Source organism: Leptothrix discophora (assembly GCF_030705305.1).
Lineage (GTDB): Bacteria > Pseudomonadota > Gammaproteobacteria > Burkholderiales > Burkholderiaceae_C > Sphaerotilus > Sphaerotilus discophorus.
Window position 1 is genome coordinate 482,604 of the sequence record NZ_JAUZEE010000002.1, and the last position, 16,541, is coordinate 499,144.

Here is a 16,541-nt window from a genome sequence, read left to right on the forward strand (position 1 = left end):
CAACCGAAACCGTGTGTTTTCGGCCCATCCGTGCAAGTTTCGTGACGGCTTGCCGGTGCTACATTCGCGGCCTGACTTGAGGTCCTTCCCGTCCCCTTCTCTGGCAACAGTCAAGGCGGGTCGCAATCCGCCAACCGGTCAAGCCGTGTCGCGGAAGGTTGTTCAACCCATCGAAGTCCTGGATACCGGGGCGAGAGGTGAGCGAAAGATGATGCAGCAATACAGGTCGAACTCCTACCTGTTCGGAGGCAACGCACCGTACGTCGAAGAGATGTACGAGGCCTACCTCGACAACCCCGGCTCCGTGCCGGACAACTGGCGCGACTACTTCGACGCGCTCCAGCATGTGCCCGCCACCGACGGCTCCGACAGCCGCGACGTGGCCCACGCTCCGGTGATCGAATCGTTCGCCCAGCGTGCCAAGGCCAACGCCTTCGCCCTGAAGGCCAGCGAAGCCGACCTCGCCGTCGCCCGCAAGCAGGTCCATGTCCAGTCCCTGATCGCCGCCTACCGCTTCCTCGGTTCGCGCTGGGCCGACCTCGACCCGCTCAAGCGCACCGAGCGCCCCAAGATTCCCGAACTGGAGCCGGCGTTCTACGACCTGAGCGAGTCCGACATGGACATCACGTTCAGCGCCGCGAACACGTACTTCAGCAAGGCCGAGAACATGTCCCTGCGCGAGATCGTGCAGGCCCTGCGTGACACGTACTGCGGCACCGTCGGGGCCGAGTTCATGCACATCACCGACCCGACCGAGAAGCGCTGGTGGCAGGAGCGCCTGGAGGCGAGCCGCAGCAAGCCCGTCTACACGGCCGAGGAAAAGAAGCACATCCTCGAGCGCCTCACGGCCGCCGAGGGCCTCGAGCGCTACCTGCACACGAAGTACGTCGGCCAGAAGCGTTTCTCGCTCGAAGGCGGCGAGAGCTTCATCGCCTCGATGGACGAGGTCGTCCAGCGCGCCGGCACGCACGGCGTGCAGGAAATGGTCATCGGCATGGCCCACCGCGGCCGCCTGAACGTGCTGGTCAACACCCTGGGCAAGATGCCCAAGGACCTGTTCGCCGAGTTCGACCACACCGCGCCGGAACACCTGCCCTCGGGCGACGTGAAGTACCACCAGGGCTTCTCGAGCGACATCTCGACCGCCGGCGGCCCGGTCCACCTGAGCCTGGCCTTCAACCCGTCGCACCTCGAGATCGTCAACCCGGTCGTCGAAGGCTCGGTCAAGGCCCGCATGGACCGTCGCGGCGACAAGACCGGCGACCAGGTCCTGCCGGTGCTCGTGCACGGCGACGCGGCCTTCGCCGGCCAGGGCGTCGTGATGGAGACGCTGGCGCTGGCGCAGACCCGCGGCTACTACACCGGCGGCACGCTGCACATTGTCATCAACAACCAGATCGGCTTCACGACCAGCGACCCGCGCGACAGCCGCTCGACCCTGTACTGCTCCGACGTCGTCAAGATGATCGAGGCGCCGGTGCTGCACGTGAACGGCGACGATCCCGAAGCCGTGGTGTTCTGCACCCAGCTGGCGATGGACTACCGCCAGCAGTTCAAGAAGGACGTCGTCGTCGACATCATCTGCTTCCGCAAGCTGGGCCACAACGAGCAGGACACGCCCAGCCTGACGCAGCCGCTGATGTACAAGAAGATCGCCCAGCACCCGGGCACGCGTCGCCTCTACGGCGACAAGCTGGAGGCGCAGGGCGTGCTGCCGGCCGATGGTCCGGACCAGATGGTCAAGGACTTCCGCGCCGCGATGGACGCGGGCAAGCACACGGTGGATCCGGTGCTGACCAACTACAAGAGCAAGTACGCGGTCGACTGGGCACCCTTCCTCGGCAAGAAGTGGACCGACAGCGCCGACACCGCGCTGCCGATGGTCGAGATCAAGCGCCTGGCCGAGCGCATCACGACGGTGCCGGGCAACTTCAAGGTCCACCCGCTGGTCGAGAAGGTCCTGGCCGATCGCGCCGCGATGGGCCGTGGCGAGATCAACGTCGACTGGGGCATGGGCGAGCACCTGGCCTACGCCTCGCTGGTGGCCAGCGGCTATGCCGTGCGCCTGTCGGGCGAGGACTGCGGCCGTGGCACCTTCGTGCACCGCCATGCCGTGCTGCACGACCAGAACCGCGAGAAGTGGGACATCGGCACCTACGTGCCGCTGCAGAACGTGGCCGAGAACCAGGCCCCGTTCGTCGTGATCGACTCGATCCTGTCGGAAGAGGCGGTGCTCGGCTTCGAGTACGGCTACGCCAGCGCCGATCCGAACACGCTGACCATCTGGGAAGGCCAGTTCGGCGACTTCGTCAACGGCGCGCAGGTCGTGATCGACCAGTTCATCGCCTCGGGCGAGGTCAAGTGGGGCCGCGTCAACGGCCTGGTGATGATGTTGCCGCACGGCTATGAAGGCCAGGGCCCCGAGCACAGCTCGGCCCGCCTGGAGCGCTTCATGCAGCTGGCCGCCGACACCAACATGCAGATCGTGCAGCCGACCACGGCCAGCCAGATCTTCCACCTGTTGCGCCGCCAGATGGTGCGCCCGCTGCGCAAGCCGCTGGTCATCATGACGCCCAAGTCGCTGCTGCGGAACAAGGACGCGACCTCGCCGCTGACCGAGTTCAGCAAGGGCGAGTTCCGCACCGTGATCCCGGAGCTGAACGCCGGCATCGACGGCGCCAAGGTCAAGCGCGTGATCGCCTGCTCGGGCAAGGTCTATTACGACCTGGTCAAGAAGCGCGAGGAGAAGAAGGCCAGCGATGTCGCGGTGATCCGCGTCGAGCAGCTCTATCCCTTCCCGCACAAGGCCTTCGCCGCCGAGCTGAAGAAGTACCCGAACGCGACCGACGTGGTGTGGTGCCAGGACGAGCCGCAGAACCAGGGTGCCTGGTTCTTCGTGCAGCACCAGATCCACGAGAACATGCTCGAAGGCCAGAAGCTGGGTTATGCCGGCCGCGCCGCCTCGGCATCGCCGGCCGTCGGTTACGCCCACCTGCACCAGGAGCAGCAGAAGGCGCTGCTGGATCAGGCCTTCGGCAAGATCAAGGGCTTCGTGCTCACCAAGTGAGTGTCCGAGTGACGGGAGCGGGCGCTGCGCGCCGCTTCCGTCGCGTGTGTGTGTCCGGCTTCAGGCCGGGCGTGGAACGCGCTGCAACTCCCCGAACAAAAGAGATTCCAAATGGCCATCGTTGAAGTCAAGGTCCCCCAGTTGTCCGAGTCGGTCGCCGAGGCGACCCTCCTGCAATGGAAGAAGCAGCCCGGCGAAGCCGTGGCGATGGATGAAATCCTGATCGAGATCGAGACCGACAAGGTCGTGCTCGAAGTCCCCGCGCCGGCTGCCGGCGTGCTGGCCGCGCATGTGGTCGGCAACGGCGGCACGGTCGTCAGCGACCAGCTGATCGCCCAGATCGACACCGAGGGCAAGGCCGGCGCCGCCGCACCGGCCGCCGCCGCTGTGGCCACCGCACCGGCGGCTGCCGCACCCGCCGGCGCCGACAAGTCCGGCGTCGCGATGCCCGCAGCGGCCAAGCTGCTGGCCGACAACAACCTCGCCGCCAGCGCCGTCGCCGGCACCGGCAAGGACGGCCGCATCACCAAGGGCGACGTGCTGGGTGCCGTCGCCGCCGGTGCGGCCAAGCCCGCCGCCGTGGCCGCTCCGGCGATCGCCGTGCCGGCCGCGCCGGCCGTTGCCAAGCCCTTGCCCGCCGTCAAGGCACCGGCCGCGCAGAACCTGGGTGACCGCCCCGAGCAGCGCGTGCCGATGAGCCGCCTGCGCGCCCGCGTCGCCGAGCGCCTGCTGCAGTCGCAGTCGACCAACGCCATCCTGACCACCTTCAACGAGGTGAACATGGCGCCGCTGATGGACATGCGCAAGAAGTTCCAGGACAAGTTCGAGAAGGAACACGGCGTCAAGCTCGGCTTCATGAGCTTCTTCGTCAAGGCTGCGGTCCATGCGCTGAAGAAGTTCCCGGTCCTCAACGCCTCGGTCGACGGCAACGACATCGTCTACCACGGCTACTTCGACATCGGCATCGCGGTCGGTTCGCCGCGTGGTCTGGTGGTGCCCATCATCCGCAATGCGGACCAGATGAGCTTCGCCGACATCGAGAAGAAGATCGCCGAGTTCGGCCAGAAGGCCAAGGACGGCAAGCTCGGCATCGAGGAGCTGACCGGCGGCACGTTCTCGATCTCGAACGGCGGCACCTTCGGCTCGATGCTGTCCACGCCGATCATCAACCCGCCGCAGTCGGCCATCCTGGGCGTGCACGCGACCAAGGACCGCGCGGTGGTCGAGAACGGCCAGGTCGTGGTGCGCCCGATCAACTACCTCGCGATGTCCTACGACCACCGCATCATCGACGGCCGCGAAGCCGTGCTGGGCCTGGTGGCGATGAAGGAAGCGCTGGAAGATCCCGCACGCCTCCTGTTCGACATCTGATCCGGCCTGCGGGGCCGGTCATGCGCCGGCCCCTTTCTGCTTTTCCCGGGAGCACGCGATGAGCCTCGCCGACGAACTCCAGCAACTCGAAGACCTGCGCCAGCGCGGTGTGCTGAGCGAGGCGGAGTTCGCCCAGGCCAAGGCCCGGCTGCTGGCGGGCCAGGCGGTGGCGCCGGGCGTGGTCGTCGCCAACGGCTTGCGCCGTTCGGCCGACGACCGCTGGATCGCCGGTGTCTGCGGCGGCCTGGCGCGCCTGATCGGCGCCGAGTCCTGGCTGTGGCGCCTCGCGTTTGCCCTGCTGTTCCTGTTCGCCGGCACCGGCGGGCTGCTCTACCTCCTGTTGTGGATCTTCGTGCCGCAGGCCCCGTTGCCCGGCACGCGCTCCCACCTGACGCCCTGAAGTGGGCGAGAACGATAGGTCACCATGTCCAAGTCCTTTGATGTCGTCGTGATCGGCGGCGGCCCCGGCGGCTACATCGCCGCCATCCGTGCGGCCCAGCTCGGCTTCAACGTCGCCTGCATCGACGAGTGGAAGAACGAGAAGGGCGGACCTGCGCCCGGCGGCACCTGCACCAACGTCGGCTGCATCCCGTCGAAGGCGCTGCTGCAGTCCAGCGAGCACTTCGAGCACGCCGGTCACCACTTCGCCGAACACGGCATCGGCCTGTCGGACCTGACGATCGACGTGGCCAGGATGATCGGCCGCAAGAACACCGTCGTGAAGCAGAACAACGACGGCATCCTCTACCTGTTCAAGAAGAACAAGGTCAGCTTCTTCCACGGTCGCGGCTCCTTTGCGAAGGCCGTTGAAGGCGGCTACGAGATCAGCGTGGCCGGTGCCTCGGCCGAGACGCTGACCGCCAGGCAGGTCATCGTCGCCACCGGCTCGACCGCCCGTGCGCTGCCGGGTGCGGCCTTCGACGAGGACAAGGTCCTGTCCAATGACGGCGCGCTGCGCATCGGCGCCGTGCCGGCCAGGCTCGGCGTGATCGGTTCGGGCGTGATCGGCCTGGAGATGGGTTCGGTCTGGCGCCGCCTGGGTGCGGAAGTCACCATCCTCGAAGCCATGCCCGGCTTCCTGGGCGCGGCCGATGAAGGCGTCGCCAAGGAGGCGCTCAAGGCCTTCCAGAAGCAGGGCCTGAAGTTCGAGTTCGGCGTGAAGATCTCGAAGGTCGACACCAGCGGTGCCGGCGTCGTCGTGTCCTATGCCGATGCCAAGGGCGCCGAGCAGACGCTGGCGGTCGACAAGCTGATCGTCTCGATCGGCCGGGTCGCCAACACGACCGGCCTGAACCCCGATGCCGTCGGCCTGAAGCTCGACGAGCGTGGCGCGATCGTGGTCGACGACGAGTGCCGCACCAACCTGCCCGGCGTCTGGGCGGTCGGCGACGTGGTGCGCGGCCCGATGCTGGCGCACAAGGCCGAGGAAGAGGGCGTGGCGGTGGCCGAGCGCATCGCCGGCCAGCACGGCCATGTCGACTTCGGGATCATCCCGTGGGTCATCTACACCAGCCCGGAGATCGCCTGGGTCGGCCGCACCGAGCAGCAGCTCAAGGCCGACGGCGTCGCCTACAAGGCCGGCCAGTTCCCCTTCATGGCCAACGGCCGCGCCCGCGCGCTGGGCGACACGACCGGCTTCGTCAAGTTCCTGGCCGATGCCAGGACCGACGAGATCCTGGGCGTGCACATCGTCGGCCCGTACGCGTCCGAGCTGATCTCGGAGGCCGTCGTGGCGATGGCCTTCAAGGCCTCCGCCGAGGACATCGCCCGCATCTGCCATGCCCACCCGTCGCTGTCCGAGGCGACCAAGGAAGCCGCGCTGGCCGTCGACAAGCGCACGCTGAACTTCTGACGCAGCCCGGCGCCTCGCGGCGCCGCTGACGAGGCATGACGGGGCGGCGCGAGTCGCCCCGTTCGTCCATCCTGACCCGAAGAGCCAGTGCATGACCCGCGTCACCGACCTCTACCACCAGACCCTGGCCGAACGTGGCTACCAGGCCGATCCGGCCCAGCTGCGCGCGGTCGCCGCGCTGCAGCGCTGCCAGGACGAATGGGCGGCCTACAAGTCCCGCCGCAGCAACGCGCTGACCAAGGCGCTGGTGCGGCCGCCGATCCCGCGCGGGGTCTACATGTACGGCGGGGTGGGGCGCGGCAAGAGCTTCCTGATGGATGCCTTCTTCCAGGCCGTGCCGCTGCAGCGCAAGACCCGGCTGCACTTCCACGAGTTCATGCGCGAGGTGCACCGCGAGCTGCAGGACCTCAAGGGCATGGTCAATCCGCTCGATGAGCTGGGTCGGCGCATCTCCCGGCGCTTCCGGCTGATCTGCTTCGACGAGTTCCACGTCGCCGACGTCACCGACGCGATGATCCTGCACCGGCTGCTGGACGCGATGTTCCGCAACCGCGTGTCCATCATCACCACGTCGAACTTCCATCCCGATGGCCTCTACCCGAACGGCCTGCACCGCGACCGCATCCTGCCGGCCATCGAGCTGCTGAAGGCCCAGCTGGAGGTCATCAACGTCGACAACGGCACCGACTACCGGCGCCGCACGCTCGAACAGGTCGAGCTGTACCACTCACCGCTGGGCGCCCAGGCCGATGCCTCGCTGACGCGGACCTTCGAGGAACTGGCCGAGGCCCGCGACGAGGACCCGGTCATGAACATCGAGCACCGCGTGATCCGCGCCCGCCGCAAGGCCGGTGGCGTGGTCTGGTTCGACTTCAAGGAACTGTGCGGCGGGCCGCGCTCGCAGAACGACTACCTGGAACTGGCGACGCAGTTCCACACGCTGATCCTGTCGAACGTGCCGCTGATGCCGCCCAAGCTGGCCTCCGAGGCGCGCCGCTTCACCTGGCTGGTCGACGTGCTCTACGACCGCCGCGTCAAGCTGGTGATCTCGGCCGCGGTGCCGCCCGAGCAGCTCTACACCGAAGGTCCGCTGTCGCACGAGTTCCCGCGCACGGTCTCGCGCCTGACGGAGATGCAGTCGGCCGAGTTCCTCGCGCTGGAGCGGCGCGATGTCGACACCTCGTTGACGTGAGCCCGTCGCCCGGGGGAATCCGGGTCAGCTGCCGTCGTCCGGCGCGTCCAGCGCCTCGACCTTGACCAGCGCGAGCGAGACGTTGTCGCCGCCGCCGCGGGCACGTTGGCGGGCCTTGGCGATCAGCATCTTGGTGGCGTCACGTGGCTTGAGCGCATGGGTGATGGTGCCCAGCTCGCGCGGCGTGAAGTAGTGCCACAGGCCGTCGCTGCACAGCAGGACCGAGTCGCCCAGCGCCAGCGTCTGCACCGCCTCCAGCGTCACCGGCGGGTCCTCGTCCGCACCCAGGCAGCCGGTCAGCAGGTGGCCGTGCGGGTGGTCGTTGGCCTCGTCCTCGGTGATCTCGCCCTGGTCGATCAGGCGCTGGACCAGCGAGTGATCCAGCGTGCGCGTGACCATCTGCGGACCGCGGAACAGGTAGACCCGCGAATCGCCCGCATGCACGACGTGGCACTCGCGGTTGGGCAGCAGCAGCGCGGCGGCGATCGTGCTGTGCGGCTCCTGCTCGGAGGTGATCGCGGTCAGCTTGATCATCAGGTGCGACTCCTCGACGAGCCGCTTGAGCAACGCCTCGGCGCTGTCCTTGACCGGCACGAAGCGCTCGAACAGCTGGCGCGCGATCAGCAGCACCTGGTCGGCCGCCTTGCGCCCGCCGCTCTTGCCGCCCATGCCGTCGGCCAGGATCGCCAGCAGGCAGCCGGCCACGCGTGGATGGGCATAGACCTCGACCTGGTCCTGCTGATAGAGACGATCGCCACGGTCGATCGCCGTGGCTGCCGTCAGCCGGTGTCCCGGCGCCATTGATTTCATGGTCGAAAACTATAATCGTGGACACGTTTTGCGCGTGCCGGCATCGCTGCACGTGGCAGCGCGACTCGCTGCATTGTCCACGCCGACGGGCTTCCTGAACGCCTCGACGGTGCCCGGATGCCACTGGTCCGGCCCACCGGACCTCGAACCGCGACGCACTCGCTCCCCGATCTTGACGACTGCCCCTTCCTTCCACCGACCGGACGCGTCGCCCGCCGACGGCGCTCGCCGCTGATGGCCGTCGCGCGCAGCCCGCTGCAGACCGAGGTGCTCGACGCCTTCGCGCCGGGTGGCCTGCTGGCGCGCAGCGACGCGCAATTCCGGCCGCGCGAGGTCCAGACGCGGCTGGCACTGGCCGTGGCGCAGGCGCTCGACGAGCGCAGCGTGCTGGTCGCCGAGGCCGGCACCGGCGTGGGCAAGACCTTCGGCTATCTCGTGCCGCTGCTGCTGTCGGGCCAGCGCGCGCTGGTCAGCACGGCCACCAAGAGCCTGCAGGACCAGCTCTTCATGCGCGACCTGCCGCGACTGGCTCGCCAGCTGGGCCTGCCGGTGCAGATCGCGCTGCTCAAGGGCCGCGGCTCCTACCTCTGCCTACACCGGCTGCAGCTGGCGCGCCAGCAGGGTGAGCTGCCGGACCGCCAGTCGGTGCGGCTGCTGGCGCGCATCGAACAATGGGCCCAGGCCACGCACAAGGGCGACCTCGCCGAGCTGGACGTGCTCGACGACCGCTCGCCGATCGTGCCGCTGGTGACCTCCACGCGTGAGAACTGCCTGGGCAGCGAATGCCCCAGCTACCGCGATTGCCACGTCATGCTGGCCCGCCGCGAGGCGCTGCAGGCCGACCTGGTGGTCGTCAACCATCACCTGTTCTTCGCCGACCTGGCCTTGCGCGACACCGGCATGGCCGAGCTGCTGCCCAGCGTCGATGCGGTCGTGTTCGACGAGGCCCATCAGCTCAACGAGGCTGGCGTGCAGTTCCTCGGCCGCCACCTCGGCACCGGCCAGCTGCTGGACTACAGCCGCGACCTGCTGGCCGCCGGCCTGGCCCATGCGCGCGGCCTGCAGGACTGGTCGGCCATTGCCGGCCAGGTCGAGCAGGGCGCGCGCCGGCTGCGCCTGGCCTGTGCCGGCGAACTGCGGGGCTCGGCCCGGCTGCGCTGGGACGAGCGCGGCCGCAGCGCCGACTTCGCCGAGGCGCTCGAGGCCGCCCGACGGGCCTGCGTCGGCGCCAGCGATGCGCTCGGCCCGGTCGCCGAGGCGGCGCCGGAGCTGGCCAAGCTGCGCGAGAGGGCTCAGGCACTGAGCCAGCTGCTGGCTGCCTATGCCCAGCCGGTGCCGCCGGGCCACGTGCGCTGGCTGGACCTGACGCTGCACCAGGCACGCCTGTCCGAGGCGCCGCTGGACATCCGCGAGACCTTGCGTGACCAGGTCGAGGACGGCAGCCGGGCCTGGATCTTCACGTCGGCGACGCTGGGCGACGACGATGAGCTGAGCTGGTTCACCCGCAGTGCCGGCGTCGAGGATGCGCAGACGCTGCGGGTGGGCAGCCCCTTCGACTACCCGCGCCACGGCCGGCTCTACGTGCCCTCGTCGATGCCGCGACCCAACGATCCCCGTCATCCGGCGGCGGTCGGCGCGCTGGCCGCGCGCTGCGCGGCGGCGCTGGGTGGCCGCACCTTCGTGCTGACGACGACGCTGCGTGCGCTGCGCGAGGTCGGCGAGCACCTGCGCGGCGTGTTCGCCGCGATGGCCGATCCGATCGAGGTCCTGGTGCAGGGCGAGGGTCCGAAGCGGGCCTTGCTGAGCCGCTTCCTGAGTGCGCCGCGCGCCGTGCTGGTCGGCTCGCACAGCTTCTGGGAAGGCATCGACGTGCCGGGCAAGGCGCTGCAATGCGTGCTGATCGACAAGCTGCCCTTCCCGCCGCCGAATGACCCGCTGGCCGAGGCGCGCAGCCGCAGCCTGGAGGCGCAAGGCCAGTCGCCTTTCGACGACTACTTCGTGCCCGAGGCGGCGGTGGCGCTCAAGCAGGGCGCCGGGCGGCTGATCCGCAGCGAGACCGATCGCGGCCTGCTGGTGATCTGCGACACGCGCCTGCTGAGCATGGGCTACGGGCGCCGCTTGCTGGCGGCACTCCCGCCGATGCCGATGGTCGAGAGCGAGGCCGAGGCACTGGACTGGCTGAAGGCGCTGGCGGGCGAGCCGGCCTGAACGCGTCGGAACCGGATGCGGCTGGCCGGGAGGCCGTCGATCCGGCTGTATCAGCGGTTCGCGACCTGGCCGCCGGGCGTGTCCTGGCGCTGCGCCAGCCAGGCGCTCTTCGGGTAGTTGGTCTGCAGCACGCGCCAGGTGTCGTCGCGCAGCGTCGTCAGACCGAGCTTGTCGTAGCTGCTGGCCATGATGAACAGCGCCTCCTCGGCCGCGGGCACGCCGCGGAAGTCGACCAGCGCCTGCTGCGCCCGGTTGGCGGCCGCCACGTAGGCACCGCGCCGGAAGTAGTAGCGCGCCACATGGACCTCGTGGGCCGCCAGCGAGTTGATGATGTAGTTGATCCGCACGCGCGCATCGGGCGCGTACTTCGATTCGGGGTAGCGCTCGACCAGCTGCTTGAAGCTCTGGTAGGCGGCGCGCGAGGCCTGCTGGTCGCGCTCGGCCAGGTCGGTGCCGACGACGGTGCCGAACAGGCCGAGGTCGTCGTTGAAGTTGATCAGGCCCTGCAGGTAGTAGGCGTAGTCGGCGGCCGGGCTGGTCGGGTGCAGCTTGAGGAAGCGCTCGACCGTGGCGAGCGCCTGGGCCTTTTCGCGCTGCTTGTAGTGCAGGTGGGCCCGCTCCAGCTGGGCCTGCTGGGCCAGCAGCGTGCCGGCAGCCAGGCCTTCGATGCGCTCGTAGAGCTTGATGGCCCGTTCGTTCGCCCCGGCCGAGGCTTCCTCGCGGGCCTCTTCGTACAATTTCCCGACGTTGTTGTTCTCGGGCAGCTTCTTCGGATCGCCGGCGCAGGCGCCCAGAAGCGTGGCCAGGACCAGCGCACCGGCCAGCATGACGCGATGGCCGGTCAAGCCGCGGCGGACCGTGGTGCCGACCGTGGTGCGGACCTGGAAGCGTGGGGCGCTGAACATGGCGTCTGCTCACCGGCGGTCAGGCGCCGGCTTCGATGGAAACAAGCCGATGATTATAGGAAGGGGGTCCGCGTGACCTCAGCCCCGGACGCGACCCTGACCGGTGTCGACGACGAGTTCGACGAAGCCCTTGACGACGCCGCCGCAGCCGATGGCAGCGTTCCACCCGATGCCGATGCGGTCGAGCGCCGCCGCGCCCGCGTCGATGCCCGCACCCACGGCCTGCGCCTGGACAAGCTGCTGGTGACGCTGGCAGGCGAGTTCTCGCGCAGCCACCTGCAGCACCTGATCGAGGCTGGCCACGTGCAGGTCGACGCGCGCGTCGCGACGCAGGCCTCGCGCAAGGTCACGGCCGGCCAGCAGGTCGAGGTCGCGCTGTGGCCGACGGCGCAGAGCACCGCCTTCCGGCCCGAACCGATGGCGCTGGCCATCGTCCACGAGGACGAGCACCTGCTGGTGATCGACAAGCCCGCGGGCCTGGTCGTGCATCCCGCCGCCGGCCACTGGAGCGGCACGCTGCTCAACGGGCTTCTGGCCCACCACGTCGGCGCCGCGCAGTTGCCCCGCGCAGGCATCGTGCACCGGCTCGACAAGGACACGTCGGGCCTGATGCTGGTGGCGCGCACGCTGGTGGCCCAGACCGCGCTGGTGCGCGCGATCGCCGATCGCAGCGTGCATCGCGAGTACGTCGCGCTGGTGCATGGTGACCTGGCCGGCAGCGCGCCCGGTCGGCCGCTGCGCATCGATGCGGCGATCGGGCGCGATCCGGTCTCGCGCGTGAAGATGGCGCTGCTCGCCAGCGGCAAGCCGGCGATGACCGACGTCCTGCGGCTGGGCGTCGCAAGCTTGCCGATCGGTCCGGGCGGCACCTCACGTCCGGTCAGCGCGGTGCATTGCAAGCTGCACACCGGCCGGACCCACCAGATCCGCGTCCACCTGACCTCGCGCGGGCACCCGCTGCTGGCCGATGCGATGTACGGCGGCGCGCCGGCCCTGGGCCTGGCACGCCAGGCGCTGCACGCGGCGCGGCTGTCGCTGGCGCATCCGGTCGACGGCCGCGCGCTGGTCTTCGAGGCGCCGCTTCCGTCAGACATTGCACAGGCCTGGCCACAGGTGTGTGGCCAGCCGTTCAGCCGCTTGCCATCGTGGGACTACAATCCGCGACGTTGAGTCGAAGCAGCGCCGTCGCCTGCACCGATCCATCCGGCAGAATCAGCGCCGGCGTCGGGTCCGGTGGTCAGCCGAAGGCCGCGACCCCCGGTCGTCGAGGATGTAGCCCTCGGTCGACACCGGCTCAGGAAAGACAGCGCGAACCGTCCGCATGCCGGTGCGACGGTCTCCCGATGCGGAGGCCCGCAAGGCCGGACTGGCGCGACATGGGGCGCGAGATGCGCCCGCACCAAGAACAGTGACACGCTGGCCCGCCCAAGAGGGAAGGGCCGCAACCCCCGGCCGACAGGCCGAAGAACAGCAACCGACCGGGCCACTGGCCCGCACACAGGCAGCCGGGATGGCGGCCAAGGTGACAGACCGTATCCATGAACACCCAGGATGCCAAACGCGTCCTCGAGACCGCGCTCATCTGCGCCCAGCAGCCGATGACGGTGCGCGAGATGCGCGTGCTCTTCGATGACGAGCTTGCCGCCGACACGGTGCGCGGGCTGCTCGACGAGCTTCTGCGCGACTGGCGCGACCGTGGTGTCGAGCTGGTCTGCGTGGCCAGCGGCTGGCGTTTCCAGAGCCGGCCCGCGATGCGCGTCTACCTCGATCGCCTGCACCCCGAGAAGCCGCCGAAGTACACCCGCGCGACGCTCGAGACGCTGGCCATCATTGCCTACCGCCAACCGGTCACGCGCGGCGACATCGAGGAAATCCGCGGTGTCACCGTCAGCAGCCAGATGATCAAGCAGCTCGAGGACCGCGGCTGGGTCGACACGATCGGCTACCGCGACGCTCCCGGCCGACCGGCGCTGCTGGCGACCACGCGCCAGTTCCTTGACGACCTGGGCCTGCGCTCGCTCGACCAGCTGCCCACGCTGGACGCGGTGCTGCCCGACCCCCAGAACCTGGCTGCGGCACTGCCGCAGCAGACCTCCCTGCTCGACGCGCTCGAAGCCGACGCGGCACCGGGCGATGTCACACCTTCCGAAGAGGCCTGAGGCCACACGATGAACGACCAGCCTGATTCCACCGATCCGACCCCGGCCGCCGCCGCGTCCGATTCCGCTCCGGCGCCTCGTCGTCGCGCGCCTCGCAAGACCGCTGCGGCGGTCGAGGCCGGCGCGCCGGCCGTCGTGGCGCCTGCTGCCGTGGCGCCAACCGAGGCCGCCGCGCCCGACAGCGCCGAGGCCGTGCCCGCGAAGGCGCCACGTCGCCGCGCCCCGGCCCGATCGGCCAGCCCGATCGAGCAGGCCGCTGCGGCCGCAGCCGAGTCGCTTGCCGCGCCGGCCGTGGTCGATGTGCCGGCGGCGCTGCCCGCAGAAGTTCCCGCCGAACGACCGGCAGAAGGGCTCGCCGAGGCCACTGTCGCCGCCAAGCCCAAGGCGCCGCGCAAGCGCAAGGCGGCCGACGTGGCCGAGGCCGTCGAGGTCGCCGATGCAGCACCCGTGGCCGCGCCGGTCGTCGAAGCCGCTGCAGAACCGGCCGTCGAAGCCGCCGCGCCGGCCCGTCGTCCGCGCAACCGCAAGCCAGCCGCCGAGCCGTCGGTCGAGGCTGCTGCGGCCACCACGGCCGCTCCTGTCGAAGCCCTGGCAGAGCCGGTGGTCGAGGCGCAGGCTTCCACCGAACCGGCCGCCGCCGAAGGTCAGTCGTCCCAAGGCGACGAGGCCCAGGATCGTGGTCCGCGCCGCCGTGACCGCCGCAACCGCCGTGATCGCCAACGTGCCGCCGCCGACGAGGGCGCCAGTGCCGACGTGGCGGCCTCGCCGGTCGCTGCTGCGGTCGATGACGTGCCACCCACCGGCGAGGTCGCCTTGCCGGTCGATGCCGGCGAGCTGTTCGCCGAGGTGCTGTCCGGCGAGTTCGATGTCGAGCCGGTCGAGGAAGCCGCCGCCGAGCCGACCAAGCGCGTGCTGCGCCCCGAACCCGAGGCGCCCAAGCTGCACAAGGTGCTGGCGCAGTCCGGCGTCGGCTCGCGCCGCGACATGGAGCAGCTGATCCAGGACGGCCAGGTGACCGTCAATGGCGAGGTCGCCCACGTCGGCATGCGCATCGCCCACGGCGACCAGATCAAGATCGCCGGCCGGCCGGTCAAGGTGCGCATCGCACCCGGACCGGCCCGCATCCTGGCCTATCACAAGCCGGTCGGCGAGGTCGTCACGCACCACGACCCGGAAGGCCGTCCGACCGTGTTCCGCGGGCTGCCGCGCCTGCCGTCGGGCAAGTGGCTGTCGGTCGGCCGCCTGGACATCAACACCGAAGGCCTGCTGCTGTTCACCAGCTCGGGCGAACTGGCCAACCAGCTGATGCACCCGCGCTTCGGCGTCGAGCGCGAGTACGCCGTGCGCGTGCTCGGCAAGCTCGAAGAGGGTGACCGCGCCCAGTTGCTCGAAGGCGTCGACGTCGACGGCCAGCGAGCCGCCTTCAAGGCCATCGCCGACGGCGGTGGCGAGGGCGTCAACCACTGGTACCGCGTGATCATTGCCGAAGGCCGCAACCGCGAGGTTCGCAAGCTGTTCGACGCCGTCGGCCTGACCGTCAGCCGCCTGATCCGCATCCGCTACGGCACCGTGGTGCTGCCGCGCGGCCTCAAGCGCGGCGTCTGGGTCGAGCTCGGCGAGTACGACGTGCGCGCGATCCGCCGTCTGGCGCACGCGCCGCGCGACGGGGCCGGCCAGGGTCCGCGCGAGGCCCAGGGCGAGGCGCCGCAGGGCCAGCAGCAGCCCCAGCAGCCCCAGCAGCCGCGTGGTCAGCAGCAACAGCGTGGCCCGCAGCATGGCAAGGGCCAGAAGGGTCAGCAAGGCCAGCAGCATGGCCAGGGCGGACCGAACGGTCGCCAGGCCGGTCAGGGTGGCCAGGGTGGTGGCCAGGGCCAGGGCCAGGGCCAAGGTCAGGGCAAGCAGCGCGGCAAGCATGGCAAGCCGGGCTTCGGGGGTCAGGGCAACCCAGGGGGGCAGGGCGGCAACTTCGAGCAGCGGCGTCCTGATGCCCGCGCCGAACAGCGTCCGCCGCGTGCCGAGCCTTCGGTGCCGCGCGACGATCCGGACTACGACGACGGTCCGATGTACATCCCCAACCCGCTGGAACAGACCTTCGACCGCCGCTTCGCGACCGGCTCCAAGCGCATCTCTGCCGGCTTCGGTCGCCCGATCGAGGAACCGGTGGGTGGCCGTGGCAACGGTCCCCGCAAGGGTGCCGGCGGCGGCCCGCGCGAACCCGATCCGCTGCAGACCTCGGTGGGCTACATCGGTGCCGACGCCTACTTCACCAAGCCCGGTGGCGGTGGCGGCAAGAACCGCGGTGGCGGTGGCCGGCGGCGCTGAGGCGCTGCGACAGCCTCGCCCGGGCGAGCCGCCTTCCGGCCGTTTGCCCTGCGCTGCCCCACGCACAAGACCCTGCCTCGGGGTCCGGCCGGTCCGGACCCCGATGTCCCTTGATGGCACCGGCTGACCCAAGCGGTCCGGTGCTGTCACGTCCGGCGGCTAAAATCGTCGGCTTTTCGTCAACACCCGGTCCCACGAGAACCGGTCCCTGGAGAACTACATGGCCATCGAACGCACCCTGTCCATCATCAAGCCCGACGCCGTCGCCAAGAACGTCATCGGCCAGATCTACGCCCGCTTTGAAGGCGCCGGCCTGAAGATCGCCGCCGCTCGCCTGGCCCAGCTGTCGCGTGCCGAGGCCGAGGCTTTCTACGGCGTGCACAAGGCCCGTCCGTTCTTCAACGACCTGGTCAGCTTCATGATCTCCGGCCCGGTGATGATCCAGGTGCTGGAAGGCGAGAACGCCATCCTGAAGAACCGCGAGCTGATGGGCGCCACCGACCCGAAGAAGGCCGACAAGGGCACCATCCGCGCCGACTTCGCCGACAGCATCGACGCCAACGCCGTGCACGGCTCCGACGCTGCCGAGACGGCCGCCGTCGAGATCGCGTTCTTCTTCCCCGCGATGTCGGTCTACAGCCGCTGATGCGGCGGC

General features: G+C 69.7%; 12 protein-coding genes. 10 read left to right on the forward strand and 2 right to left on the reverse strand.

From position 1 onward, the window contains the following. Positions 1-208 precede the first annotated feature (208 nt). The 5 genes from Q8X39_RS05700 (at position 209) to zapE (ending at position 7,482) form a co-directional block, all read left to right on the forward strand. Positions 209-3,067: a 2-oxoglutarate dehydrogenase E1 component gene (locus Q8X39_RS05700; protein ID WP_305748669.1), complete on the forward strand. Its 2,859-nt coding sequence runs from the start codon at positions 209-211 to the stop codon at positions 3,065-3,067. A 111-nt stretch (positions 3,068-3,178) separates the two neighbouring features. Then, positions 3,179-4,438: a 2-oxoglutarate dehydrogenase complex dihydrolipoyllysine-residue succinyltransferase gene (odhB, locus tag Q8X39_RS05705; protein ID WP_305748670.1), complete on the forward strand. Its 1,260-nt coding sequence runs from the start codon at positions 3,179-3,181 to the stop codon at positions 4,436-4,438. A 58-nt stretch (positions 4,439-4,496) separates the two neighbouring features. Beyond that, entirely contained in the window at positions 4,497-4,838 is a 342-nt protein-coding gene (locus Q8X39_RS05710) for a PspC domain-containing protein (RefSeq protein WP_305748671.1), read from the forward strand. A gap of 24 nt (positions 4,839-4,862) precedes the next feature. After that, positions 4,863-6,290 (forward strand): dihydrolipoyl dehydrogenase, encoded by a 1,428-nt coding sequence (gene lpdA / locus Q8X39_RS05715; RefSeq protein ID WP_305748672.1) that lies wholly within the window; start codon positions 4,863-4,865, stop codon positions 6,288-6,290. 91 nt (positions 6,291-6,381) lie between these two features. Next, a complete protein-coding gene (zapE, locus tag Q8X39_RS05720; RefSeq protein ID WP_305748673.1) occupies positions 6,382-7,482 on the forward strand; it encodes a cell division protein ZapE in 1,101 nt (366 codons plus the stop codon). 24 nt (positions 7,483-7,506) lie between these two features. On the opposite strand, the gene Q8X39_RS05725 is transcribed toward zapE, so the two are convergent. After that, positions 7,507-8,283: a PP2C family protein-serine/threonine phosphatase gene (locus tag Q8X39_RS05725; RefSeq protein WP_407067969.1), complete on the reverse strand. Its 777-nt coding sequence runs from the start codon at positions 8,281-8,283 to the stop codon at positions 7,507-7,509. Positions 8,284-8,526: 243 nt separating this feature from the next. Here Q8X39_RS05725 and Q8X39_RS05730 point away from each other — a divergent pair, with 243 nt between their 5' ends. Then, complete coding sequence (locus Q8X39_RS05730; protein ID WP_305748675.1) at positions 8,527-10,500, forward strand: DNA repair helicase YoaA; 1,974 nt, start codon at positions 8,527-8,529, stop codon at positions 10,498-10,500. Positions 10,501-10,550: 50 nt separating this feature from the next. Here the strand turns inward: Q8X39_RS05730 and Q8X39_RS05735 are convergent, their stop codons facing one another. After that, a complete protein-coding gene (locus Q8X39_RS05735; protein WP_407067970.1) occupies positions 10,551-11,327 on the reverse strand; it encodes an outer membrane protein assembly factor BamD in 777 nt (258 codons plus the stop codon). 150 nt (positions 11,328-11,477) lie between these two features. Here Q8X39_RS05735 and Q8X39_RS05740 point away from each other — a divergent pair, with 150 nt between their 5' ends. From Q8X39_RS05740 to ndk, 4 genes are all read left to right on the forward strand, one after another. Continuing rightward, positions 11,478-12,575, forward strand: a complete 1,098-nt coding sequence (locus Q8X39_RS05740; protein ID WP_305748677.1) for an RluA family pseudouridine synthase — start codon at positions 11,478-11,480, stop codon at positions 12,573-12,575. A 368-nt stretch (positions 12,576-12,943) separates the two neighbouring features. After that, positions 12,944-13,564 carry an SMC-Scp complex subunit ScpB gene (gene scpB, locus Q8X39_RS05745; RefSeq protein WP_305748678.1) on the forward strand — a complete coding sequence of 207 codons (621 nt, stop codon included), beginning with the start codon at positions 12,944-12,946 and terminating at the stop codon, positions 13,562-13,564. Between the two features lie 9 nt (positions 13,565-13,573). Then, on the forward strand, positions 13,574-15,886 hold the full coding sequence (locus tag Q8X39_RS05750; protein ID WP_305748679.1) for a pseudouridine synthase: 2,313 nt from the start codon (positions 13,574-13,576) through the stop codon (positions 15,884-15,886). 220 nt (positions 15,887-16,106) lie between these two features. Further along, the gene (gene ndk / locus Q8X39_RS05755; protein WP_305748680.1) at positions 16,107-16,532 is read left to right on the forward strand and encodes a nucleoside-diphosphate kinase; all 426 of its coding nucleotides are present in this window, start codon (positions 16,107-16,109) and stop codon (positions 16,530-16,532) included. Positions 16,533-16,541: the final 9 nt, after the last annotated feature.